We start from the raw sequence: 24,451 nt of genomic DNA, 5'->3' as shown, positions 1-24,451 counted from the left end.
ACCTGAGGAGGGTTGTCTAGGGTGTAGACGGTGGTCTCAGCGGCAATGGCGCGGCGCACATAGACGGGAACCTGGTAAAGACCCAGGAGGGCAGTGCCATCGAGGAAGCGCAGTTCCCCTCGACTGGGATCCAAGTGCTGAGCCAGAAGCTGGTCGATCTGTTCCGGCTCCGGCCTGGAGGGGATAGGAGTCTGAGCTGCTAGGGCAAATCCAAGAGGCTCGCCGTAGGTGGTGGCGTAGATGGCGTAGGGCTGCACAGCAGCAAACACGGTTTTGAGGGTGTGAACGATGCGGGTGTGCTGCTCCAACTCCAAGGGGCTTGTCGGCCCAGCCTGGAGGGCAAAAGCTCCACCGGGCTGCAACTTGGAGCGGATCTGGCAGAAAAACTCCTGGGTAAAGAGGCGGGCGGCAGGGCCAGCTTCCACAGGATCCGAAAGATCGGAGAGGATGACGTCCCAAACCGGCTCTGTCTCCTGGAGAAAGTCGAAAGCGTCGGCAATCACTACCTGCGCCCGCGGGTCCTCAAAGGCCCCCTGGTGCATTTCTGGCAAGTGTTCCCGACAGGCCTCCACCACCTCTCCGTCGATGTCCACCATCACCGCCTGCTCCACCGAGCGCCAGCGCAGCACCTCCCGCAGCGTTGCCCCTTCCGCTCCCCCCAGTACAAGCACGCGCCGAGGGATCCCACCCCCCTGGACAACTTGGAGAAGGGCAGGGTGGACGAGCGCCTCATGGTAGAGGAACTCGTCCAGCGTGGTGGACTGCCAATGCCCATCCAGCATCAAGCCCTTGCCGTAGGCCCCCATTTCGGCAATCAGCATTTCCTGAAAGGGGGTCTTTCGGTAGGCCAGGATGCGTGTAATAGCAAAGGCAGTGTAGCTCCAGGGGGTAAAGTACTCCTGGGCCCAGAAGAAGTTCCTTGGCAGGTTCATGGGTAGCTTGGCAAAGGTGGTGCAATCTCAGCGCCTTCGTCTAGCTGTTTCACAACTAACTGCCTCAGGCAAGGGCGTCACTTCCTCAAGGGACGCCGGCTCCGTGGTTCGGCGAGGCAGCTTGCGCAGCGAATGCCGTCGCGCTTGAAAGACCTCAATCAAATATTCACAGGCTGCTTCAGGCCGCGTATGGCGCCCGCAGGTAAACACATCCACCGCCGCATAACCCACTTCAGGCCAGGTGTGGATGGAGATGTGGGATTCTCCTAAGAGGGCCAGCGCCGTGATCCCCTGCGGCTCAAAGGGATGGTAAAGCTCACCCAAAAGGGTGGAATTGGAGCGTCTTGCCGCCTCCCGCAAGGCTTGCTGCACCAGGGAGACATCATCCAAGAGGTGGGCCGGGCAGTCGTACAGCTCTAGGATGCAGTGGATCCCGATTAGAGCCAGAGACCTATCCCCTAATTGGCCAGATAGCGTGTGTACCATACTATCCCCTAATTGGCCAGATAGACGACAAGAGCCGTGCAAGCAAAAGCACAGTTTTCTGATTGTCTCACAAATTGAGGCAGATTACAAGGAGCAGCGGCTTTCTTCTGGCCTATCGAGCAAGGGACGTGAGTTCTTCAAGCCAGAGGAAAAGAAGCAAGCTCAGGAAAAAGCCCCAGGGGACGGGAATTCTCTGAGCTGGTGGGAGCTTGCGCCAGTGGCAGGCTCAGGCGTTGACTAGCACCCTTGGCAGGCGAGCAGAAAGCCCGCAAAGCAACTCGTAGGGGATAGTGCCCAACTGATCGGCCCAGTTTTGGATCGATAAGCCCATGCTGCCCAGATGGGGGCCCAACAGCTCCACCACGTCTCCCACTTGGATGTCCGGCCTCTCAGTAACGTCCCACATGCACTGATCCATGGTGATGGTGCCCACCTGCTGGATCAGGCCGCCACGCACCCACCCTCGCAGCCAGCCGGAAAGCCGCCTTGGGATCCCATCGGCATAGCCAATGGCCAGAGTGGCAATGCGGCTGGGACGGCGGGTGATGTAGCGATGGCCGTAGCTGACACCCGTGTGGGCAGGCACCGTTTGAATGTGGGTCAGCCGCGCTTTAAGGCGCAGGATGGGTCTAAGCCCAGGCACCTGCAGGTGAGGAGCAGGAGACAAGCCGTAGAGGACTAGCCCCAGCCGCACGCGGGAGTAGTGAAGGCGGGTGAGGGCGGCGGCGGAGTTATCCAGATGCAACGGCGGCAAGGGATCCCCGGCCTGGCGGATCTGCTCTACCACCTGGGCAAAACGGGCCTCTTGCTGGGCCATTGCCGGCGAGTTGGGCTCGTCTGCTGTTGCAAAGTGGGAGAATAGGCTACAGATCTCTAGCTCAGGGATCCGGCAGATCTGCCTCCAGACGGCGGCAGCCTCCTGCCAAGGGATCCCCAGGCGGGTCATGCCGGTATCGACATTAACGTGGACTGGAACGGGCCGCCCGGCCCAGGAGGCCACCTGGCGCAGCAGGGGGATCTGCTCGGCGCGGGTAAGGCTAATCTCCAGCCGCGCTGCCATGGCCTGCTGGAGCTCCGCCCAGGTATTCAAAGCGCCCAGGATCAGGATCGGTTCCTGTAGGCCTGTCTGGCGCAGCTCGATCCCTTCGGCCAGCGTAGCCACGCATAGCCCCTTGGCCCCAGCAGCCACCAGCAGAGGAGCCACTAGCTGAGCTCCATGACCATAGGCATTGGCCTTGACCACCGCCCAGATCTCGACGTTTGGGCCTAGGCGGGCTTGCAACAGCCTTAGGTTTTCTCGCAACTGGGCTGCGTCAATTTCCACCCACGCGCGGCTGGTTAGCAGCTCTAGCTCCGGGTTAAACGCCGTCCAGGAGTCTGTCCTTGCTCCCGGCGCCGCAACCGCAGTCAAAGTAGAAGCGTCGTCCAACGTGGACACTTCTTGATCCACAACTCACCCTCACACCCGGCCAAGGTTAGATTTAGCGCAAAGTCCAGGCCGGCGCCATCCACAACAGCGGCAGCTCTGGGATCCCGGCAGCCTCCTCGTCTCCCAGCAGTTGACCCAGCCAGAAGCTTTGCCCTGCTGGAGGCAGCCCTTGGCTCAATAGCCGCCGCAGGGCGCGTTGGAACGGGTCTCTGGTTGCCGGCGACAGAGAGGGATCCCCGGTCATCCGCCGCAGATCCTCCACGGCTTCGGTATACCCCCCCAAGGCGTCCACTAGGCCCAGCTCCACCGCCTGCGCTCCGGTGAAGAGGCGCCCATCGGCCAACTGGCGCAGTCGCACCTCATCCAAACTCTGCCGCCGCGCGATTATCTCCGCATCCAGCACCTCTTCCGCCCCTTTTTCGGGCAAGTGCTGGCGCCCGCGGGCCACATCGCGAATAAACTGGTCGAGGGTATTCTCCACCAGCTCTTGCAGCAGGCGCCGCTCTTGGGGAGTGGCAGGGCGAAAGGGGGAGAGCATGTCCTTGTACTCGCCGGTTTTGAAGGTCTGCGGCTCTATGCCGTAAGTGTCGAGCAGCTTGCTAAAGTTAAGGCCTCTGATGAGTACCCCTAGGCTGCCAGTCAGGGTGCCGGGGTTGGCGTAGATTTTGTCGGCAGCACTGGCCACGTAGTAACCGCCGCTGGTGGCAATGTCCTCCAGGACGGCCACCACAGGCTTGCCGGCTTCGCGCAGGGCGGTAACGGCACGGTAGAGTTCCTGGCTGGATCCCACGGCCCCGCCTGGGCTGTTGATGCGCAGCAGGACAGCCTTGACAGCGCTATCGTCAACCGCTTCCCGCAGCTGCTCTAAAGGGGAGGTGGGCAAGCCCACCAAGCTTGAGCGGCGCAAGCCGCCGATAGGACCCTCGAGAGCGACCACCTCGATGCGACTTGCCCCTTGAGGAGCTCCCCCTCGAGCCAACTCGGCTGCAGGGCGTCTACTGCCGACAAGGGCCGCAATTAGGCAAACCACCAGCAAAGCAGCCGCCAAAATGCGGTTCAACTGGCTTTCCTGAGTCACAACCCCCCCGTTGTCACTGACTTTGTTCTATCACCCAGCAGGCTTTTGTAGCGACTGCATCCCCACTGCTCTGCAGGCGAGCGAGGGGAAGGGCAGTGCAGACGGGGGGGAGTTGTAGTATACTTGCAGTTGTCACCTAGGTAGCCTACGGCAGGGTATTGCCAGGGCTAGAGCCTGGAGAAGTACGAGCGCCTGAGGGCCCCCACTGCGGACTAGGGGACTACGTAAAGCCCTTGCCAGGCGTGGGGTAGAGATCTTCCAAAGCTGGAGAGAGGTCAAAAGTAGCTGGTACCTTTGGTCAGCAAAGCCGCTTCTCTAGGCTAAAATTAGGAGTAGGGCTGTTGTCCACACCCTCTAGCTTCTAGTAGAACTTGGGGCTTTAGCTCAGTTGGTAGAGCACTTCAATGGCATTGAAGGGGTCAGCGGTTCGAGTCCGCTAAGCTCCATGACAGTAGTCAGGCTGGGGAGTGAGGGAGTTAAGAGGAGCAGAAAGCTACGGCAGCTGCTTTGCCTAGCTGGGAGCCAGAAGGCATGGAGCTCTGCCGGCTAGCTTGAACCCCCCAGAAAATCTCCCTATACTTCAAGAAGCCTCGTCACCACCTCCACTGCTTCCTCTCCCTATGCAGGTTCCCTCCTCAGGCAAGCTGGACCCTACCCCTCCCGAGGCACAGGCTGGCCGTTCGGTCAAGGACTCTGTCTCGGAACCGGATCCCAAGTCAGAGCAGCCTTCGGCCCTGTGGCAGCAGCAGTTGGAGGCCCGGCTGCTCAAAGCTGAAGCGGAACTGCAAGAGCGGCGCACCCTTCAGGAAAGCCTGCAGGCTGAGGTGCAAGCCCTGCGCACTCAGCTGCAGGAGCGGGAGCATGCTCTGCACCAGCTCCAGCAAACCTTGGCAGAGCAAAAGGTTCTGCTCTCGGAGCAAGAAGCTCAGCTGGCAGCACGACAACGACTCAACGAGCGGCAGCGCCAAGATATTGAGGCCCTGCAGGAGCAGCTTGAGCAGCTGCGGTTGGCCCATGCCCAGGAGCGCCGTCAGTGGGAACACCGTCAGCAGGAGCTCCAAGCCTCGCTAGTAGAAGCCCAGGATCTGGCCCAAAAACGGGTGGAGATGTTACAGCGTTTCAAGGCCGAGCTTTCTTTAGCCCGCACCCAACTGGCGGAAACGCAGGCAGAGCTGAGCAGACTGCGGGCTCTCTACAGCGAGCAGCAGGCAGCTTGGCAGGGAGAGCGGGAGCGCCTTGAGGCGCGGCTAGCGGGCTATGCGGAGACGGAAGCGGAAGCGCAGCAGCGCTGGCAAGAACAACGACAGGAATTGGAGGCAGCCCTCTCCCAAGCCCAGGCAGAAATTGCCCACTGGCAGGAACAGTACGCCCAAGCTCAGCAGCGCATCGAGGCGTTGGAGCAGCAGCTTCAGGCGGCTTTGGATGAGCTTGCCGAGCAATCTGCCAAGCAATCGCAGCTACGCTCTGCCCAGGTGGCCATTGCCCATTTGCAGGAACAAGCCGAAGCCTTGGAGGCGCAGGTGAAGGCTTTGCAGGCAGAGCGAGTGGCCCTTTTAGAAGAGAACCGATCCTTGAAAGAAAAGTGCGAGCAGCAACAGATGCATGTGCTTAGCCTCAAGGCGGCCCTGGAGCGCAGGGGTCTAGAGATCCCAGCTCGGGTTGATGGGGTTGCCAAAGGGGCTGACACACCCAAGGGAGCGGAGTCTCCTGCTTCCCTCCAAGCCGCCAAGCCCGCGCTTCAGCCGCGACCCCTGCTGGCTCGGGCCGGGAAGCGGGCGGTAGATCTGCCGCGGTTTTTGTCCCGCCCGTGAGGGATCCCGTTTTGCAGTCCGCTCCTCCCCGCTGGTTGGAGGTGTGGGTGGATCATCCTCGTTTGGGGGGGTGCTTCATCTACCGTGTGCCGGAGGGATGGGAGCCAGAGGCCGGCGATCTCCTCAGCGTCCCCTTTGGCCAGCAGGTAGCGGGGGCAGTGGCGCTGGGCTGGCGTGCCGAGTTACCAGCAGGGGTAGAGCCCCAGTCGGTGCGGGCAATTGAGGCAGTGGTGGCCAAAGGGATCCTGCCCAAGGAGTTCTGGCCCCTGCTGCAGCGAGTAGCCGATTACTATCTCACCCCCCTGGCGCAGGTGGTGCGCACGGTCTTGCCCCCTGGCTTGCTTAGCCGCTCCCAGCGACGGATCCGCCTGGTTCGATCCCCCCAAGGGGAATGTTCGCCGGCCGCCCAGGCTTTGCTGCGGCTGCTCCAGGAAAAAGGGGGGGAGCTGTCTTGGCGCTACCTCCAGCAGCAGGTGCCCGGCGCCGAGCTGGCCCTGCGGGAGCTGCAGCGGCGGGGTTGGGTGGAAAGTTTCTGGCAGGAGCAGCAGGGGGGTAGGGTAAAAACCCAGCAGGCAGCCACCTTGGTAGAGGACTCGCTGGAGGGGCTGAGCTTGCCCCAGCAGAAAGCGCTGCAGATCCTCAAGCAAAAAGGGGGGGAGCTGCTGCTAGCCGAGTGGGAGCGTCTGGCGGGGGTAAGCCGGTCGGTGTTGCAGAGTCTGGCCCGCAAAGGCCGGGTGCACCTCTACGAGCGGCCCCTGCTGCGGCTGGGGGAGGCCGGCCGGCCTGTGGAGCAAGATCGGCCCAAGCCTCTGACGCCAGCTCAGGCCGAGGCAGTGGCGGCCATTTGCCAAGCTCTGGGGCGAAACCAACGCTTTCTGCTGCACGGGGTCACCGGCTCGGGCAAGACAGAGGTGTACCTACAGGTCATTGCCCAGGTGCTGCAGCAGGGACGGTCGGCCTTGGTGCTGGTGCCGGAGATTGGCCTTACCCCGCAACTGACGGACCGCTTTCGGGCGCGGCTGGGATCCCGCGTGTGGACCTACCACAGCGGCCTCTCGGCAGGGGAGCGCTACGACCTCTGGCGGCAGATGGTGATCTCTGTCCCCCAGGTAGTAATTGGCACGCGCTCGGCGGTGTTTGCCCCCTTGGCCAATCTTGGCCTGATTGTCTTGGACGAGGAGCACGACGACAGCTTCAAGCAGGATCAGCCCCAGCCCTGTTACCACGCTCGACAAGTGGCGGAGTGGCGGGCTGAGCTGGCCAACTGTCCCCTGGTCTTGGGCAGCGCCACACCCGCAGTGGAAACCTACGCCGCCCACCTCCAGGACCCGCAGCGCTGGGTTCGTCTGGCCCTGCCGCAGCGCATTCCTCAGGCGGGGATCCCGGCCACTCTGCCCCAGGTGGAGCTGGTGGACATGCGCCAAGAGCTGCAGGCGGGCAACCGCGGCATTCTCAGCCGTCGCCTGCAACAAGCTTTGCACGAGACTTTGAAGAGGGGAGAACAGGCCATCCTCTTTGTCCCCCGCCGCGGCTACAGCACCTTTGTTTTGTGCCGCAGTTGCGGCTTTGTCCTCACCTGCGCCCACTGCGACGTCTCCCTTACCGTTCACCTAGAGGGCAGGCAGGAGCTGCGCTGCCACTACTGCAGCGCCCGCCAACCCCATCCCCAGCGCTGCCCTGCCTGTGGTTCGCCCTACCTAAAGCACTTCGGCACCGGCACCCAGAAGGTGGTGGAGGTGCTGCAGCAGCACTGGCCGCAGCTAGGGATCCTGCGCTACGACAGCGATGCCACCCGCCGCAAGGGATCCCACCGCAACTTGCTGGAGCAGTTTCGCAGCGGCAAGGCTCAGGTGCTGGTGGGCACCCAGATGCTCACCAAGGGGCTGGATATTCCCCAGGTGACGCTGGTGGGGGTAGTGGCTGCCGACGGCCTATTGCACCAGCCTGACTACCGCGCTGGTGAACGCACCTTTCAACTGCTCACCCAAGTGGCGGGCCGCGCAGGACGGGGATCCCTGCCGGGCCAGGCCATTATCCAGACCTACTTGCCGGAGCACCCCATCTTGCAAGCGGTGCTGGCCCACGACTACGAGGGCTTTGTCCAGGCCGAGCTGCGCCAACGCCAAGAGGGGGGCTACCCTCCCTACCGAGCCCTGATCTTGATCCGCCTAAGCAGCACCTCCCTGGAGGCACTGGAGCGCTATTGCCAGCGCGTGGGCGAACGCCTGCAAGGGATCCCAGCCGAGATCCTAGGCCCAGGGCCAGCCCAAGTGGAACGGGTTGCCGGCCGCTACCGCTGGCAGATCCTGCTCAAACAGCTTCCTGGTCAGCCCTGGGATCGCACCCAGATCGATGCCCACTTGCGCAGCGCCCTTGGGCATATCCCCCAGGGGATCCGCGTCAGCCTCGATGTGGATCCGCTGCGGATCCTCTAGGGGTAGGTTGCCCTGGCCAATTCTTGGCCTCAACCTGTTCTATTTCTATAGTCTTTAAGCTTAGGGGATCCCTGGTCGACAACGGCCAAGGGTGCTTTGTGTGGCGTCAAGCAAGGAGAAGCGTTTGTGGCCTATCGTGTAACGTTGATTCCCGGCGATGGCATCGGCCCGGAAGTAACCAAAGCAATGACCACGGTCCTGGAAGCCACCGGGGTGGAATTGGAGTGGATCCGGGTGGAAGCAGGGGTAGAGGTGATTGAGAAATACGGCACGCCTTTGCCGCCGCAGGTGTTAGAGTCCATCCGAGAAACCAAAGTGGCCATCAAAGGGCCCATTGGCACCCCCGTAGGCACGGGCTTTCGCTCCGTCAATGTAGCCATCCGCAAAGAGCTAGACCTCTACGCCAACCTGCGCCCGGCCAAATCTATCCCTGGCATCAAAAGCCCTTTTCAAAACATCGACCTAGTGGTGGTGCGGGAAAACACTGAAGATCTCTACGCCGGGATCGAGTTTGAAAGGGGGACCCCCGAAGCTGTGCAGGCGCGAGAGGAGATGATGCGCCTTTCCGGCAAGTTCATCCGCGAGGGATCGGCCATTGCCATCAAGCCCATCTCAGAGTTTGGCAGCCGCCGCATCGTCAAGTTTGCTTTCGAATATGCCCGCCAAAATGGCCGCAAAAAGGTAACGGCCGTTCACAAAGCCAACATCATGAAGTTTACCGACGGGCTGTTTTTGCAGGTGGCGCGGGAGGTGGCCCAGGAGTACCCCGACATCGAGTTTGAGGATCGCATCGTGGACAACATGTGCATGCAACTGATGCAAAAGCCGCAGCTCTACGATGTGCTGGTGCTCACCAACCTCTATGGGGACATCATCTCGGATCTGTGCGCTGGCATGATTGGCGGGCTGGGGGTGGCGCCGGGGGCCAACATTGGCGATGGCATCGCTGTCTTTGAGGCCATCCACGGCTCAGCACCCAAATATGCTGGTCAGAACAAGGTCAACCCCTCTGCCCTCATCCTCTCCGGGGCCATGATGCTGCGCTACCTAGGCGAGCGGGAAGCCGCCGCGAGGGTAGAAGCGGCAGTGCAGTCGGTCATTGCCGAAGGCAAATACGTCACCTATGACCTGGCCCAAGGGGAGCCTGTGGGCACTCAGGAGATGGCCGAGGCCATCGCCGCCCGCGTCCAGGAGCTCGCTCGCGTCTAAAGCCGCAGCTTCAAGCAACCCCGCTCAATAGCCCAGAACTGGATCCACCACTCCCAACAAAGGCTCCCCCAGCCGAAAGCGGCGCACGTTTTCCCGCACCCGCTCAGACAAAGCGGGGATGATCATGGCATCGGTAATGGCTGTGTGGGGGGTAACTAGGCAATTGGGCAAGCTCCAGAGGGGATGTCCAGGGGGCAGCGGCTCCGGGTCTGTAACATCCAGGGCGGCGCCCCGGATGATTCCTTCTTGCAAAGCAGCCACCAGGTCGGGAGTCACGATGTGTTTGCCGCGCGCCACATTGACCAGCCAGCAGCCGGATCCCATCTGCTCCAGCTCTGGCCGGGCGATGATCCCCTCGGTCTCGGGGGTGAGGGCCAAGGCCAGGATCACCACATCCGCCCCCGCCAGCACCGACTGCCGCTCTGCCAGCGTCACCACTCGGCCGGCTCCCGGCAAGGGATCCGCCCTGCGCCGCACTACATCGATGGCGCACTGAAAGGGCTGTAGCAACTGGATCAGGGCCTGGGCAATGCCCCCTGCCCCAAAAATCACCACCCGCTTGCCCCAGAGGCTGGTGCCGGATCCCGGCTGCCAAGTCTGGGCCAAAGCGCGGATCTTCAGATCCCGTAGGCCAGCCAGGGTGAGGGCCAGGGCATGCTCGGCCACTGCCTGGGCGTACACCCCCTTGCCGCAGGTCCACACGTAGGCGGGATGCAAGATCCCCGCTTGGGCAAAAGGCTCCACGCCCGCCCAGGGCAACTGCACCCAGCGGATCCCTTGGCCCTCTGCCAAGCAACGCCTTAAACCTGGCACGTCGAAACCATCGGTCCAGACCAGGGCTTCTGCTTCTGAGAGGGGCACAATTTCGCCGCCCCCTGCCAGGACTGCTGCCTTCAGCCAGGGGCGAAGATCCGCAGGCTCGACGGCAATGCGCTTGCCTTGAATGCCCATTGCGGCTGTTGGAGAAGTTCTTCACCTCTTTTTTGCCATCCTCCCCGCCCTAGAGGGTGGGAACTCTCGATGCCCTGCCCTAGGCTGCCTTGGTTGGGCCTACGGCCTGCCAAAGTACCCAGCAGGAGGGCAAAGCTTGTTGCGATTGGGGTCAGGACCTTGCTAGCCGGAAGAGATCCCAAACAGAGGGAGGAAAGGCAACTGGAAGAGTCTAGCTTGAAAAGTGATGCCTCTGCTTACCTCTGGCCTATGACGCTTTCCGAGTTCCTGCTCCTGATAGCCCTGCTCTTTCCAGGCATCTTGCTGTCATTGATCCTCATGGCCACCTTTGCTGCCGGGGGATAGGGAGTCTCTTGCCGGTTTTGGAGGGGGATCTGATAATGGGTGCGGCGTTGGCACCCTAGACTAGCGATGCGCATCTCCTTGAAGTGGCTGCGGGAACTGGTGGATTTTGAGCTTTCCCCAGAAGAGCTGGCGGAAGCCCTCACCATGGTGGGCTTTGAAGTGGAGGAGATTGAGGATCGCCGCCGTTGGGCAGAGGGAGTGGTTCTGGGCAAGATCCTGGCTGCCGAGCCCCATCCCAACGCCGATAGGCTGCGGGTCTGTCAAGTGGATTTGGGAGGCGAACGGCCGGCCACGATTGTCTGCGGAGCCGCTAATGCCCGTCCTGGCCTGCTGGTTCCTGTAGCTACGCCAGGCACCCATTTGCCGGCGGTGAACCTGACCATCGCCAAAGCGGAAAAGCGAGGGGTGCTCTCGGAGGGCATGATCTGTTCTCTAGCTGAGCTGGGCTTGGAGAAAGCTTCGGCGGGGATCCACGAATTTCCCCCCGATTTGGATCTCAAGGCTCATCCGCTGGGCTCTGATGTGCGCCCCCTGCTGGGCCTAGACGATGTGGTGCTGGATCTCACCTCCACCGCCAACCGGGCCGACGCTCTAAGCATGGTGGGGATTGCCCGCGAGGTGGCTGCTCTTACCCGCAACCCGCTACGCCTGCCACCCGTCCAGCCCCTGCAGGCTCTGCCCATCCCCAACTTCCAGTTGCGCATTGCCAATGCCAAAGCTTGTCCCGCCTACAGCGGCGTGCTGATTGAGGGGGTGAAGGTTGGCCCTTCTCCCGACTGGCTCAAACACCGCCTGGCCGCCGCCGGCATGCGCTCCATCAACAATGTTGTGGATGTTACCAACTTGATCCTGCTGGAATGGGGCCAGCCCCTGCACGCCTTCGATTGGGATCGCCTGCTGCAGGTCATGGGCAAGGAGGAACCCACCATCGAAGTGCGCTTTGCCCAGCCGGGAGAAACCCTGAAAACTCTGGACGGCCAAATCCGTACTTTGCACGCTGAAAACCACCTCATCGTTGCCGGCAGCCGACCGGTGGCCCTGGCTGGCGTCATGGGAGGGGAGGAGACGGAAGTAGACGAAGCCACCACCAAGGTTTTTCTGGAGGCAGCCCTCTTTGACCCCGTGGTCACGCGCCGCTCGTCCCGCTTGCAGGGGCTGCGCACCGAAGCCTCGGCCCGCTATGAGCGAGGGGTTAACTTGGCTACCCTTGAGCTGGCGCGGGATCGGGCGGTGCAGTTAATCTTGGAGCTGGCTGGAGGCGCGGTGGTGGGCCTGACCACGTTTGACCAGCGGCCACCCTTGGAGCGGAGGCTCCAGCTACGGCTGTCGCGGCTTATCGACGTGCTGGGGGACGAGGTGCAGCCAGAGGAAGTGGAGGAAATCCTGTCGGCTCTGGGCTTTCAGCTTTCCCGCTCTCAGGCAGTTGCCCCCAAGGCCGACCCCGCTACCGCGACGGCCAGCGTGGCTTGCTGCGTTTGGCAGGTATCTGTTCCCCCCCATCGCTTGCGGGATGTCGAGCGAGAGATCGACCTGATTGAGGAGTTTGCTCGCCTCTACGGCTACAACCGCTTCTCCGAAACCCTGCCCACGGAGCCGCTGGTGGGATCCCTCTCGACACGGGAGACTTTGACGCGGCAAATTCGCGAGGTGATGCGGGGCATTGGCCTGACGGAGGTGTACCACATCTCCCTTTGTCCAGCGGACGAGGACAGCTCCCTGGTCAAAATCGCCAATCCGCTTTCCCCCGAGTACTCCGCTGTGCGCAAGGCGCTGCTGCCTGGCTTGGTGGAGGCCTTCCGCTACAACTGGGCCCAGGGGAATGGCCCCCTGCAGGCTTTTGAGATTGGCCATGTCTTTGCCTATGCCCCTCCCTCCAGTCCTGAGCCCTATCAAGAGGCGGAGCACTTGGGGGGCATCCTGGGCGGGGATCTCAACCCCAATGACTGGCGGCACCACAATCGGCCCATGGACTGGTTCGAGGCCAAGGGGCTCTTGGTCTCGGCACTGGAGCGGCTGGGGTTTACCCCAGAGTTTCGCCCGGATCCCCCTGAGGCGCAATCGCCGCTATTGCACCCGGGTCGACAGGCCGGCATCTGGATTGAGGGATCCCGCCTTGGCCTATTCGGGCAGCTTCACCCCCGCCTTTGCCAGGAGAAAGATTTGCCGGAGGAGGTCTATGGGTTTGAGCTGGAGTTGGATCCCTTGCTAGCCAGCCTAGAGAGGCGGGGCCGGGTGCAATTTTCCCCCTTTTCCCCTTTCCCCGCCTCGGCCCGGGACATCGCCTTCTTTGCGCCGCTGGAGCTATCGGTGGCGGAAATCGAGGAGGTCATCCGCCAGGCGGCAGGCCCTCTGTTGCAGTCGGTGCAGCTTTTTGACGAGTACCGCGGCCAAGGGGTACCGCCAGGGCAGCGCAGTCTGGCCTTCCGGCTGGTCTATCGCGCTCTGGATCGCACGCTCACCGATGCCGAAGTGGAAGCTGCGCAAAACCAGGTGAGGGCACAGCTAGAAAAGCACTTTCCGGTTACCTTGCGCAGCTAGCCGTCTGCTAGTTTCTAGTACGATCTTCGGGAAGTTTTACACGGGACTTTTGGCCGTGCAGAGCAACGCCTCTCTTTCGGCAGCAACCAGCTCTCAGGCTGTGGCCTGTGATCCCCTAACACGGGCGCAGATTCTCCTCGAAGCCCTGCCCTACATCCAGCAGTACCAGGGGCGCATCATGGTCATCAAATACGGCGGCGCCGCCATGGTGCAGCAGGAGCGCCGAGCTGAGGTGCTGCGGGATATTGTTTTTCTTGCCTGTGTCGGCATTCGGCCGGTGCTGGTGCATGGCGGGGGGCCGGAAATCAACAGTTGGCTCCAGAAGCTGGACATCCCTTTCAAGTTTGTCGACGGCCTACGGGTAACCGATGCAGCCACCATGGAGGTGGTGGAGATGGTGCTGGTGGGCAAAGTCAACAAACAGATTGTCCAGCTCATCAGCTTGGCTGGCGGATCGGCGGTGGGGCTGTGTGGCCGGGATGGCAACCTCATTAAAGCTCGCTCCCAGGGTCGAGCGGAAATTGGCTTTGTGGGGGAGGTGAGCAGCGTCAACCCGCAGGTGCTGCACACTCTGCTAGAGGGCAACCAGATCCCGGTCATTGCCAGTGTGGCCGCTGACGAGACCGGCCAAGCCTACAACATCAACGCCGACACCGTGGCCGGGGAGCTGGCAGCCTCTTTAGGGGCAGAGAAGTTAATCCTCCTCACCGATACCCCAGGTATTCTCAGGGATCCTGAGGATCCCAGCTCCCTGATTACGCTCCTGGATATCGAGACGGCTCGCCAGTTGATCCAGACAGGGGTGGTTAGAGGGGGAATGATCCCCAAGGTGCAGTGCTGCATTCGCGCCTTGGCCCAAGGGGTGCGGGCTGCCCACATTCTGGATGGCGGCTCCCCTCACTCCCTGCTCCTGGAGCTGCTGACCGATGCCGGTGTGGGCACCAAGATGGTCCCTTCTCAGTTCTCTGCCCAGTTGGGGAACGGAGCCTCCCTCTAGTCTTCGTTCGCGACAGCGGTGCGGCAATGGATTCTTCTCGGCAGAAGATTTGCGCCCATGGCCGAGGCATTACACCACGGCTTAGCGGATTGTCGGGTTTAGCTGTGCCCCAGCTCCTTGCTGGCGCGCACCAATCTCCACGAGGTGTCATCAGCGTTCTTGGGTAGAAGTCCGTGAGCCTTGCTACCTCTTCCTCCGAGGCCGCCTCCTCCAGGGATCCCCGAAGCGATTGGCGGCTGCTGCGGCTGCTCTGGCCCTACGCCCGGCGGCACCTGAAGCTGTTGTTGGCTGCCTTAGCCTTTCTGCCCCCCCTGGCCTTGGCGGATGCGGTGCAGCCCTTGATCCTGCAGCGGGCTCTGGATGGCCCCATCGCCCAAGCCTTTGCCCAGGGGGATAGTAGGCCCCTTGCCAGCCTCTGGCCCTACTTGGGCCTGCTGCTCCTCACGCTGCTTGTCCGCTGGGTTTTTCAAGCCTTGGAAGGGTATACCAGCCAGAAGCTGGGGCAGTTGATAACCCGCGACATCCGCAACGATCTCTTTGCCCACGTTCTGGCCCTGCCAGCTCAGTTTTTTGACCGCACCCCCGTGGGCAAGCTGATTACCCGCATCACCAGCGACGTGGAAGCGTTGGGGGACGTGTTTTCCACCGGTGCGGTTGGCATTGTCAGCGACCTGTTTACCCTGCTGGTCGTTGCCACGGTGATGCTCAGCCAGCGCTGGGATCTGGGCCTGCTGCTCATCCTCCTCGTCCTGCCTATTAGCGCTTTGGTCCTCGAGCTGCAGCGCCGCTTTCGCCTTGCCGACTTTCGCGCCCGGGAAGAGCTCTCCAAGCTCAACGCCTGGATCCAGGAAAACCTCTTGGGCATTGCCGTGGTGCAACTGTTTTGCCGGGAGCGGCTCAACAGCAAGATGTTTCAAACCATCAATCGGCGCCATATCCAAGAGGTGGATCAGACCATCTTCTACGACGCTGCCCTTTCTGCCGTTTTGGAGTGGGTTGCGTGGTTGGCAGTGGCTGCTCTCCTCTGGGTAGGCGGGCAGCAGGTCATCGCCGCTAGTAAGAGCAACTGGAGAGGATCCCTGCCCCTGCTTACGGAGCCCCTGACCTTGGGCAGCCTCTACGCCTTTATCCTCTTTTCCCAGCGCTTTTTTAACCCGCTGCGCCAGTTGGCAGAAAAGTTCACTGCCCTCCAGGCAGGGTTCACCGCTGTGGAACGCATCGACCACATCCTCAGCCTGCCGGTGGCCCTTCGGGATCCCGCCCAGCCGCGCCACCTGCCCCCCACTGCCAGAGGGGAGGTGCAGTTCGAGCACGTCTGGTTTGCCTACAACCCTGGCGAGTGGGTGCTCAAAGACCTCAGCTTCACCATCCGCCCCGGCGAAAAGGTAGCCCTCGTGGGGCCCACCGGCGCTGGCAAAAGCTCCATCATCCGCCTCCTTTGCCGCCTCTACGACGTCAGCCACGGCTGCATTCGCATCGACGGGGTGGACATTCGCGACCTGCCCCAGGCTGAGCTGCACCGTCACCTAGGGGTCCTCCTGCAGGAGGGCTTCCTGTTTTCCGGGGATATCCAGCAAAACATCACCCTAGGCGAGCAAGGGGATCTGGCCGAGGTAGAGCGGGTTGCCCGCCAACTTCACCTGCACGAGTTCATCGGTAGCCTGCCCCAGGGCTATGCCACCCCTGTGCGGGAGCGGGGCAGTAACCTTTCCAGCGGCCAGAAGCAGCTCATCAGCTTCCTGCGGGTCATGTGGCGGGATCCCAAGATCCTGGTCTTGGATGAGGCTACCGCTAGCCTGGATGTGGGCACCGAGGCCCTCCTCCAATCTGCTCTGCAAACTCTGCTGCGGGATCGCACTGCCCTCATCGTCGCCCACCGTCTCTCCACCATCCGCGATGTGGATCGCATCCTGGTGCTGCAGCGGGGGGAGCTGAAAGAAGAGGGATCCCATGCCGAGCTCCTGGCCCGCAACGGTCTCTACGCCAAGCTCTATCGGCTGCAAGGTCTGGGTAGCTAGCGGGTCGAGCCGAAGCGAGAGCGAATTGCCCTTAGAGTGGTGAAGCTGGCATCCGCCAAAGCAATGCGCGCCCTACAGAGGAGCAGGTTGCCGCTGTCTAGGGCCGTATCTTTCAGGCTGGCCAAACCGTCGCCGGCTTGCACCAGGAAACGACGGCCCCACGTGAAGAAGCTTTTGCTGAAGGTGGCAATGAGGCGTTCCATGGGGAATGAACTTCTGCATCTCCTACTCAGCCTACTCTGCCAGCAGGGGATCTCCACAAGCCAGGAAAGCCCCCAAGAAGATCGTTACAGATTGTTAAGATTTTGCCGTCAAGACGTCAGGCTGGCTATGATGGCTTGCAAGCCCGGCGCGTAACGAGAAAACAGCTAGCCATGAGTCAGCGGCCAGAGGTTGGGGAAGGCCCAGAGGCCAAGCAAAAGGTAACGCTATATCTCTCGCCTGAACTGCACCGCAGGCTGAAGATCCGGGCTGCCGTGGAGAGGGAGCCGATGTCAGCGGTGGCCGAAAAGGCGCTTAGCTTCTACTTGCTCCACCCAGAGATCATCGAGGGAGTTCAGGGCAGTACCTACCGAGTTCACCGCTGTCCCGAGTGCAGTCACCCGTTTGTCATTCGCAACGGGGAGGTGGTCTCTCTCCGCCAACAGTCTGCCGCTGAAGCCATCCTGGAAGCGGTGGAGCCAGGATATTGGGAGGCTGCCACAGGTTCAGGGGAAGAGCGCCAGGACGCGCTGGTGCCCTGCTAGGCCGCTTCCCAGTTAGCGCCCACTTGCCTCAGCCTTTTTCCAGTTTCCCTCCGCGCAGTTGGTGTTTTCCATGCAAGAGCTCAGCATCCTCATCCAAGCTCAATACCCACTGCTTTACCTGGTTACCTCAGAGGAGGAGCGGGCGGAGGCAACCCTGGCAGCGATTGCCCGTACTCTTAGGCCGCAGCGGCGCTTGTTTACCTGGACAGTTACTCGCGGCATTGTTGAATACGGCAACCCCCGCAGCCTAACCCAGCACAACACCCAGTCTCCCCAGCCTGCTATCCAGTGGGTGATGGAGCACAAGGATCCTGCCATCTTTGTTTTCAAGGATCTGCACGACTTTCTGGACAACCCTGAGGTCAAGCGCTGGCTGCGGGATGCTGTCGCCAGCCTCAAGGGATCCCACAAAACGCTTCTCCTCATGTCGCCGGTGCAGGTAATCCCAGTTGAGCTGGAAAAGGATATCTGCGTGGTGGACTTCCCCCTTCCCGACATGGCCACGCTGGAGCGCATCCTCAACCGGCAGCTGGAGCAGCTTCCGCGCGGGGGATCCCTGAGCTCCGAAACCCGAGAAAAGTTGGTCAAGGCAGCCCTGGGGCTGACGCAGGACGAGGCGGAAAAAGTTTACCGCAAGGCGGTGGTGATGCATGGCCGCCTCAGCGAGGCGGAGGTGGACATCATCCTTTCCGAGAAAAAGCAAATCATCCGCCGCAATGGCATCCTTGAGTTCATCGAAGAGGACGAGTCCATCGACGCGGTTGGCGGCCTTGAGGAGTTAAAGCGCTGGTTGCTGCAGCGTTCCGAGGCCTTTACCGAGCGAGCCCGCGCCTACGGGCTACCTGCCCCCAAGGGCTTGCTGATCCTGGGGGTGCCCGGCTGCGGCAAGTCCCTGATTGCCAAGACTACGGCCCGTCTCTGGGGCTTGCCCCTGCTGCGCCTAGACATGGGCCGCGTTTACGATGGCTCCATGGTGGGGAAATCAGAGGCCAACCTCCGCAGCGCCCTGCGCACCGCCGAATCGCTGGCGCCAGCCATCCTCTTCATTGACGAGCTGGATAAAGCCTTTGCAGGAGCAGCAGGCTCTAGCGACTCCGATGGGGGCACCTCCAGCCGCATTTTCGGTTCCTTCCTCACCTGGATGCAGGAGAAGCGCGCGCCGGTTTTCGTAATTGCCACTGCTAACCGCGTGGATCGCCTTCCTGGAGAGTTCCTGCGCAAGGGCCGTTTTGACGAGATCTTCTTTGTGGATCTGCCCAACATCAACGAGCGCATGGAAATCTTTCGGATCCACCTGCAGAAGCGGCGGCGCGATATCAGTCGCTTTGACCTGCGCCAGCTAGCCGCTGCCTGCGAAGGCTTCTCCGGCGCGGAGATCGAACAAGTTTTGATTGCTGCCATGTATGAAGCGTTTGCCCAAAACCGTGAGTTTACCCAGTTGGACATTTTGGCAGCAACGAAAGCAACTCAACCGCTGTCCCGCACCATGACGGAGCAAGTGGTAGCGTTGAGGGAATGGGCGCAGCAGCGGGCTCGGCCAGCAGCAGCTGCTGTAGCCGAGTACCAACGGCTGGAGTTCTAGTAAAAGGTTGAGGCCCACATCACTGCCGCATAGGTAGAGATGGCCTCAACCCTTCGCTAGAAGTTGCCCGTTGTTTCTGTTAACGTTCCAACCCCTACACAAAGGAGGAGAGAAACACCATGTCTCATTTTAGCACTCTGCGCACCAAAATCACCGACGGCCAAATCCTGATCAACTCCCTGCGCGATCTTGGCTACACCGTTAAGCTGAACGCGGAGGTGCGTGGCTACAATGGCCAGCGTGTTCGCGCTGACATCGTGGCCCAGTTGGAGGGCGACTACGATCTGGGCTGGTCCAAGAACCCTGATGGTTCCTACGACCTGATTGCCGATCTGTGGGGCGTGGCCAAGAAGTACAACCAAACCGAGTTGATCAACTCCATCAACCAGAAGTACGCCATCAACAAGACCTTGGCTGAGGTGAAGCGTCCCGGCTTGAACAACGCCAACGTCAAGGTGGTGGTGCACTAAGCCGGATCCTCTGTCCTCATCGCTGCAGCGATCTTCAAAAAAGGGGGCTGGGCCCAGCCCCCACTTTTTTGCCTTTAAGGGGCTGCGCAGAACCTACGCTTCGCTGAGGGCAGCAATGCCAGGCAGCTCCTTGCCCTCAAGCAGTTCCAGGCTGGCGCCGCCACCCGTGGAAATGTGGGTCATCTTGTCCGCTAGGCCCGCTTTTTCCACAGCCGCCACCGAGTCGCCGCCGCCAATGATGGTGATGGCCCCGGCCTGGGTGAGGTCGGCCAGGGTGCGGGCAATGGCTTCTGTACCTGCGGCAAAGCGGTCAAATTCAAAGACGCCCATCGGCCCGTTCCAGACTACGGTCTTGCACCCCTGTAGGGCAGCCTGGAAGGCTTTGACCGATTCCGGGCCAATGTCCAAGCCCATCCAGTCTTCGGGGATGGCGTGGATGGAAACCGTTTGGGCGTTGGCTTCAGGGTCAAACTTATCGGCTACCACCACATCCACCGGCAGCAGCAGCTCGACGCCCCGGGCTTTGGCTTTCTCCATCAGGGAGCGAGCTAGATCCAGCTTGTCAGTTTCCACCAAAGACTTGCCAGTTTTAATCCCTTGGGCTTGGTAGAAGGTGAAAATCATGCCGCCACCCAGGAGGAGCTTATCCACTTTTTCCAAGAGCCGCTCGATGACGCCAATCTTAGTAGAGACCTTGGAGCCGCCGATGATGGCCGCCAAGGGCCGCTGCGGATTCTCGATGGCGCCGGAAAGAAACTGCAGCTCCTTTTCCAGGAGATAACCAGCTACAGCAGGCTGGAGGTAGGCAGTGACGCCAGCAGTAGAGGCATGGGCGCGGTGGGCGCTGCCAAAGGCATCGTTGACGAATAGATCGGCCAGCGAGGCCAGCTTGCGGGCAAATTCTGGGTCGTTGGCTTCCTCTTCGGGGTAAAAGCGAACGTTTTCCAAGAGAGCCACCTGGCCGTTTTCCAGGTTGTTCACCACCGCTTCGGCCTCAGGGCCAATGCAGTCGGGGGCAAAGGCCACCGGCTGGCCCAAAAGCTGGGCAAGGCGGACGGCTACAGGAGCTAGGCTGTTGCCCTCGCGGGTAATGTGAACAGCGCCGGTCTCTTTGTCTTTTTTGATGGGGCGGCCTAGGTGACTCGTGAGGATGACCTTGGCCCCTGCCTGGGCCAGGGCCTGGATGGTGGGCAGGGAGGCGCGGATGCGAGTGTCGTCAGTGATGTTGCCCTGAGGATCCAGAGGGACGTTGAAATCCACTCGCACCAGTACGCGCTTGCCTTTGAGATCAAAGCCAGATGACAACAGAGATCCCAGTGTTTGCTTGGCCATCTTTGTCGCTCCCCCTGGATTTTTTCCGTATCCTACCAGGGATCGGATCCCGGCGGGAAAGCAGGGCTCTCGCAGCCGCCAGCAATTGTAACGGTTTGCAAATAGAATGGTAGTGTTGCTTGAGCGTCACCGTCATGCGCGTTGCCATTGCTGGGGGAGGGCTGGCAGGGCTGGCCTGTGCCAAGTACCTCTGCGATGCTGGGCATCAGCCGCTGCTTTTTGAGCGGCGGGATGTGCTGGGGGGGCTAGTGGCCGCCTGGAAGGATGCCGACGGCGACTGGATCGAGACGGGGCTGCACAACTTTTTCGGCGCCTACCCCAACACCTTGCAACTGTTCCGGGAGCTGGGCATCTCGGATCGCCTGCAGTGGAAGGAGCATAGCTTGATCTTCAACCAGCCAGACAAGCCGGGCACCTACTCCCGCTTTGACCTGCCGGACATTCCCGCCCCCTTCAACGCCATTGTGGCCATCCTGCGCAACAACGACATGCTCACCTGGAGCGAAAAGGTGAGGTTTGCCCTAGGGTTGGTGCCGGCCATGGTGCGCGGCCAGCGCTATGTGGAGCAGATGGATCGCTACACTCTGCTGGAGTGGCTGCGGCGGCAGGGCATTGACGAGCGGGTCAACACGGATATTTTCATCGCCGTCTCCAAGGCGCTGGCGTTTATCAACCCGGACGAGATCTCGGCCATGGTGCCCTTGACGGCCCTCAACCGCTTTTTGCGCCAGAAAGACGGCTCCAAAATTGCCTACCTGGACGGTGCCCCGCCGGAGCGGCTCTGCCAGCCGATGGTGGACTATATCGTAGCCCGCGGCGGACAGGTGCACTTGAACGCGGCGCTGCAGGCGATTGACCTCAACCCTGACGGCAGCGTGGCCGGCTTTCGCGTCGTCACTCCTTCCGGACCCCTGCAGGTAACTGCCGATGCCTACGTCTCGGCCCTTTCGGTGGATGCGCTCAAGGAGCTGCTGCCAGCTCAGTGGTGGGGGATCCCCTTTTTCCAAAAGCTGCGCGAGCTGGAAGGGGTGCCGGTGATCAGCCTGCAGATTTGGTTTGACCGCAAGATTACTCACATTGACCACTCCCTGTTTTCCCGCTCGCCTCTCTTAAGCGTGTATGCCGACATGAGCAACACCTGCCGCGCCTATGCCGATCCCCACCGATCCATGCTGGAGCTGGTGCTGGCCCCGGCTGCCGAATGGATCGAGCGCAGCGACGAGGAGATCTTTGCCGCCACCCTGGAGGAGCTGAAAAAACTCTTTCCCCAGCATCTCACCGGCCCCAACCCAGCGCGGGTGCGCAAATGGGTGGTGGTGAAGACCCCGCGCTCGGTTTACAAGGCTACTCCAGGCCGGCAGCAGTACCGCCCCACCCAAGTTACCCCCATTCCCAACTTCTTCCTGGCCGGCAGCTACACCTTGCAGCCCTTCCTAGGCAGCATGGAGGGAGCCATCCTCTCCGGCAAGTGGGCGGCTGAGGCTATCCACAAAGGGATCCCCTCCCCAGCGGCTGCTTGCTCACGTTTGGCACCGGCAGGGGTCTAGCTTCCCATAGTGTTGAGATGTGGCCCTGCGCCTCTGGAGACGAGCCCAATGAGTCCGCTTGAGCAGTCCTTTGCCCTCTGCCGCCAGATCACGGCTAAGCACGCCAAGACGTTCTATTTGGGGTCCCTACTCCTGCCTCGACCCAAACGGCGGGCCATCTGGGCCATCTATGCTTGGCTGCGGCAAACGGACGAGCTGTTGGATGGGCTAGAGGCCAGCCAAGTAGAGGTGGAAGTCACCCGCCGCAAGCTGGAGCAGTGGGGAGCTCATCTGGAGTCCCTGTTCCAGGGGGGGGAGCCGCAAGTCCCCACTGACCTGGCTCTTATCCACACCATCCGCACCTACCGCCTCTCCATTGAGCCCTTCCGCGAGATGTTGCGGGGGCAGAGCATGGATCTGGACATTCGGCGCTATGCCACCTGGGAAGAGCTGCAGGTCTACTGCTACCGCGTGGCTGGGGTAGTGGGCCTGATGTGCTCCGAGATCATGGGGTTTGTGCCAGGGCGGGATGGCCGCGAGGAGGCGGTGGCCCTGGGGATTGCCATGCAACTGACCAACATTTTGCGGGATGTGGGGGAAGATGCCCGTCGGGGTCGGATCTACATCCCCCTTGAAGATCTGCGCCGCTTCAACTACTCGGAGCGGGATCTGTTTAACCACGTCATCGACGAGCGCTGGATGGCGCTCATGGACTACGAGATCCGGCGGGCTCGAGAGCTCTATGCCCAGGCGGAACGGGGGATCCCCACCCTGCAGCCGGACTCCCGCTGGCCGGTGGTGGCTTCGTTGATGCTCTACCGGCAGATTCTCAACGCCATCGAGCGCAACCACTACCAGGTGTTTCGCACCCGCGCCTATGTGTCCACGCTGGGCAAAGCCTTGGCGCTGCCGGTGGCCTGGTGGCGGTCGCGGCGCTCCAACTACTACGGCTATTAGCAAGCCGTTGGCAGTAGCGGCAGAAAACCAAGAAATAGAAGGGAAAACCTATGGTCAGCCGTGCCCTGAGCCTACCCTATCGGCAAATCTGGGAAGACAGTTTAACCATCTTCTGGCGCGACTGGCTGGATCTGCGCGGGCGGGTCTGGCAGGTGGTGGCCTCGGGGCTGGTAGCCCCCCTCATCTACATCGTTGCCTTTGGGGTGGGGCTGGGTGGATCCCTGCGCTCAGAAGCCCTGGCCGATGTAGCGGGATCCACGGCGGCCGGCTCCTACCTGCGCTTCATTCTGCCAGGGATGGTGGCGCTTTCTGCCATGACCATTAGCTTTGCCGGCACCACCTTCTCCATCTGTGGAGCGCGGCTATTTACCAAAAGCTTTGAAGAGCTGCTGCTTTTGCCCGTGCATCCGCTGGCGCTGCACCTGGGCAAGGTGTTGGCCGGCATTGCCCGGGGTTTGCTGACGGCTTTGGGGGTCTTGGCGGTGGGGGTGCTAGGTACAGGGGCCTGGGGCCTGCTTCACCCCTTGGCGCTGTTGGTGCTGCTTTTGGATTGCGCCGTCTTTGCCGGCATTGGGGTCATCGCTGGCTTGAAGGTGCCCAGCCTGGAGAGCGTGGGCGTGCTCACCAACTTTTTAATTACACCCATGTCCTTCCTAGGGGCCACCTTTTTCGATCCCAGTCAGTTGCCAACCTACCTGCAGGTTTTGGTCTACTGCCTGCCCCTTTCCTACGCCAGCATCGGCATGCGGGCGGCGGCCTACCAGCCCCTCTCCCAGTTCCCCTGGTACACGGTTGTGGTGCTAGCGGGCCTAGCGGCCATCCTGGCCCTGGTGGGAGCCTACCTGTTTTCCCACCAGCAAGACTAGTTGCCTTGGCCAAACACCTCGGGGTAGCGAGCCAGTTGCTCCCCCAGATCCTGGTCGTAGCGCAGGACAATTACCCGGTAGCCCCGCCCCAGGAGCTGAGCTCGAATCTGGTGATCCTGCTCCACTTGGGGAAGCTGGTCGTGCACAGCGCCATCACAGCAGACGTTGGGATCATAGAAGAAGTCGACAACACAGCGGGGATCGGCAATGGCTTTCTGAGCGTCGTCGGGAAGGCGATAACCCCCTGCTGCGAGGGTCTCCAGAAAGCGGCGCTCCAGTTCCGAGCGGGGATCGATGAGCTGGCGCAGCCACTCCAGGTGCTCCTGGCGGGAGCGGCCCAGGGAGCGCAGCTCGGTGCGGCTGTTGGCTAGCGCCCCCAAGAGATCCCGAATCCTGTACCGGTCGAGTTCCAACGCCTCCCTTTGGTTGGCAGCCGGGCAGCCTGCCAGAGAAGGTAAGTGCTTGTAGCGTCGGAAACATTTCTGGCACTTGGCAGGGGAAATGAGGCAGGGGTAACCCGCTCAAAGGGCAGGGTACCTCCCACTAGATGCATAAGCCGCCGGTGGACGTGAACCCCCTCCTCAGGGGTGCCAGTCAGGGGCCGGAGCACCAGGACTTCCTCGGTATCCCCCGGGAGCACCACCCACTCGCGGTGGCGAAAGCGAACAACTGAGCCAGGCTGCATGGAACCCAAAAGGCGCCACGGAACAAGCTTAAACTAGCTGTTGTCCCAGTAGAATCAA

At 61.5% G+C, this 24,451-nt stretch carries 20 protein-coding genes and 1 tRNA gene; 13 read left to right on the top strand and 8 right to left on the bottom strand.

Annotated elements, in window-relative coordinates:
• The 4 genes from NW860_RS11175 to sppA all read right to left on the bottom strand — a co-directional run.
• A partial coding sequence (locus NW860_RS11175) for a spermidine synthase (RefSeq protein WP_414514211.1) occupies positions 1-932 on the bottom strand: 932 nt, incomplete at its 3' end.
• Positions 933-959: 27 nt separating this feature from the next.
• Entirely contained in the window at positions 960-1,418 is a 459-nt protein-coding gene (gene speD / locus NW860_RS11170) for an adenosylmethionine decarboxylase (protein WP_414393840.1), read from the bottom strand.
• A gap of 226 nt (positions 1,419-1,644) precedes the next feature.
• Positions 1,645-2,829 (bottom strand): alanine racemase, encoded by a 1,185-nt coding sequence (alr, locus tag NW860_RS11165; protein ID WP_414514209.1) that lies wholly within the window; start codon positions 2,827-2,829, stop codon positions 1,645-1,647.
• A 70-nt stretch (positions 2,830-2,899) separates the two neighbouring features.
• Positions 2,900-3,925, bottom strand: a complete 1,026-nt coding sequence (gene sppA / locus NW860_RS11160; RefSeq protein WP_414514208.1) for a signal peptide peptidase SppA — start codon at positions 3,923-3,925, stop codon at positions 2,900-2,902.
• 373 nt (positions 3,926-4,298) lie between these two features.
• On the opposite strand from sppA, the gene NW860_RS11155 reads away from it, so the two are divergent.
• The 4 genes from NW860_RS11155 (at position 4,299) to NW860_RS11140 (ending at position 9,380) form a co-directional block, all read left to right on the top strand.
• Positions 4,299-4,371 (top strand) — tRNA-Ala (locus NW860_RS11155).
• A gap of 174 nt (positions 4,372-4,545) precedes the next feature.
• Positions 4,546-5,736 (top strand): hypothetical protein, encoded by a 1,191-nt coding sequence (locus NW860_RS11150; RefSeq protein ID WP_414514206.1) that lies wholly within the window; start codon positions 4,546-4,548, stop codon positions 5,734-5,736.
• Positions 5,737-5,777: 41 nt separating this feature from the next.
• Positions 5,778-8,171 (top strand): primosomal protein N', encoded by a 2,394-nt coding sequence (gene priA / locus NW860_RS11145; RefSeq protein ID WP_414514213.1) that lies wholly within the window; start codon positions 5,778-5,780, stop codon positions 8,169-8,171.
• Between the two features lie 126 nt (positions 8,172-8,297).
• Entirely contained in the window at positions 8,298-9,380 is a 1,083-nt protein-coding gene (locus tag NW860_RS11140; protein ID WP_414393849.1) for an isocitrate/isopropylmalate dehydrogenase family protein, read from the top strand.
• A gap of 24 nt (positions 9,381-9,404) precedes the next feature.
• Here NW860_RS11140 and NW860_RS11135 read toward each other — a convergent pair whose 3' ends face one another.
• Positions 9,405-10,331, bottom strand: coding sequence for a D-isomer specific 2-hydroxyacid dehydrogenase family protein (locus tag NW860_RS11135; RefSeq protein WP_414420592.1), 927 nt, complete (start codon positions 10,329-10,331; stop codon positions 9,405-9,407).
• Between the two features lie 411 nt (positions 10,332-10,742).
• On the opposite strand from NW860_RS11135, the gene pheT reads away from it, so the two are divergent.
• The 3 genes from pheT to NW860_RS11120 all read left to right on the top strand — a co-directional run bounded on the left by pheT (position 10,743) and on the right by NW860_RS11120 (position 16,229).
• On the top strand, positions 10,743-13,214 hold the full coding sequence (pheT, locus tag NW860_RS11130) for a phenylalanine--tRNA ligase subunit beta (protein WP_414514204.1): 2,472 nt from the start codon (positions 10,743-10,745) through the stop codon (positions 13,212-13,214).
• Positions 13,215-13,314: 100 nt separating this feature from the next.
• On the top strand, positions 13,315-14,211 hold the full coding sequence (gene argB / locus NW860_RS11125) for an acetylglutamate kinase (RefSeq protein WP_414394366.1): 897 nt from the start codon (positions 13,315-13,317) through the stop codon (positions 14,209-14,211).
• A 173-nt stretch (positions 14,212-14,384) separates the two neighbouring features.
• Positions 14,385-16,229 (top strand): ABC transporter ATP-binding protein, encoded by a 1,845-nt coding sequence (locus NW860_RS11120; RefSeq protein ID WP_414514202.1) that lies wholly within the window; start codon positions 14,385-14,387, stop codon positions 16,227-16,229.
• On the opposite strand, the gene NW860_RS11115 is transcribed toward NW860_RS11120, so the two are convergent.
• Positions 16,226-16,432 carry a hypothetical protein gene (locus tag NW860_RS11115; RefSeq protein ID WP_414393856.1) on the bottom strand — a complete coding sequence of 69 codons (207 nt, stop codon included), beginning with the start codon at positions 16,430-16,432 and terminating at the stop codon, positions 16,226-16,228. The genes NW860_RS11120 and NW860_RS11115 overlap by 4 nt on opposite strands.
• A 171-nt stretch (positions 16,433-16,603) precedes the next feature.
• On the opposite strand from NW860_RS11115, the gene NW860_RS11110 reads away from it, so the two are divergent.
• The 3 genes from NW860_RS11110 (at position 16,604) to NW860_RS11100 (ending at position 19,027) form a co-directional block, all read left to right on the top strand.
• Positions 16,604-16,975, top strand: coding sequence for a hypothetical protein (locus NW860_RS11110; protein ID WP_414393858.1), 372 nt, complete (start codon positions 16,604-16,606; stop codon positions 16,973-16,975).
• 70 nt (positions 16,976-17,045) lie between these two features.
• A complete protein-coding gene (locus NW860_RS11105) occupies positions 17,046-18,557 on the top strand; it encodes an AAA family ATPase (RefSeq protein WP_414514200.1) in 1,512 nt (503 codons plus the stop codon).
• A 119-nt stretch (positions 18,558-18,676) separates the two neighbouring features.
• Positions 18,677-19,027 carry a DUF1257 domain-containing protein gene (locus tag NW860_RS11100; protein ID WP_414360780.1) on the top strand — a complete coding sequence of 117 codons (351 nt, stop codon included), beginning with the start codon at positions 18,677-18,679 and terminating at the stop codon, positions 19,025-19,027.
• 93 nt (positions 19,028-19,120) lie between these two features.
• Here the strand turns inward: NW860_RS11100 and NW860_RS11095 are convergent, their stop codons facing one another.
• Positions 19,121-20,359, bottom strand: coding sequence for a phosphoglycerate kinase (locus NW860_RS11095; RefSeq protein ID WP_414393861.1), 1,239 nt, complete (start codon positions 20,357-20,359; stop codon positions 19,121-19,123).
• A 134-nt stretch (positions 20,360-20,493) separates the two neighbouring features.
• Between NW860_RS11095 and pds the strand changes: the two genes are divergently transcribed.
• From pds to NW860_RS11080, 3 genes are read left to right on the top strand one after another with little or no spacing between them, the layout of a single operon-like run.
• Positions 20,494-21,906 (top strand): 15-cis-phytoene desaturase, encoded by a 1,413-nt coding sequence (pds, locus tag NW860_RS11090; RefSeq protein WP_414514199.1) that lies wholly within the window; start codon positions 20,494-20,496, stop codon positions 21,904-21,906.
• A 48-nt stretch (positions 21,907-21,954) separates the two neighbouring features.
• The gene (locus NW860_RS11085) at positions 21,955-22,842 is read left to right on the top strand and encodes a phytoene synthase (protein WP_414514197.1); all 888 of its coding nucleotides are present in this window, start codon (positions 21,955-21,957) and stop codon (positions 22,840-22,842) included.
• 50 nt (positions 22,843-22,892) lie between these two features.
• Positions 22,893-23,708 carry an ABC transporter permease gene (locus NW860_RS11080; RefSeq protein ID WP_414405665.1) on the top strand — a complete coding sequence of 272 codons (816 nt, stop codon included), beginning with the start codon at positions 22,893-22,895 and terminating at the stop codon, positions 23,706-23,708.
• Here the strand turns inward: NW860_RS11080 and NW860_RS11075 are convergent.
• Complete coding sequence (locus tag NW860_RS11075; protein WP_414514195.1) at positions 23,705-24,121, bottom strand: hypothetical protein; 417 nt, start codon at positions 24,119-24,121, stop codon at positions 23,705-23,707. The genes NW860_RS11080 and NW860_RS11075 overlap by 4 nt on opposite strands.
• Positions 24,122-24,451 lie beyond the last annotated feature (330 nt).

The organism is Synechococcus sp. F70.1 (assembly GCF_047502745.1).
GTDB lineage: Bacteria > Cyanobacteriota > Cyanobacteriia > Thermostichales > Thermostichaceae > Thermostichus.
The sequence above is the reverse complement of the archived record's forward strand: the minus strand, read 5'-3'. Positions and strand labels throughout refer to the sequence as shown.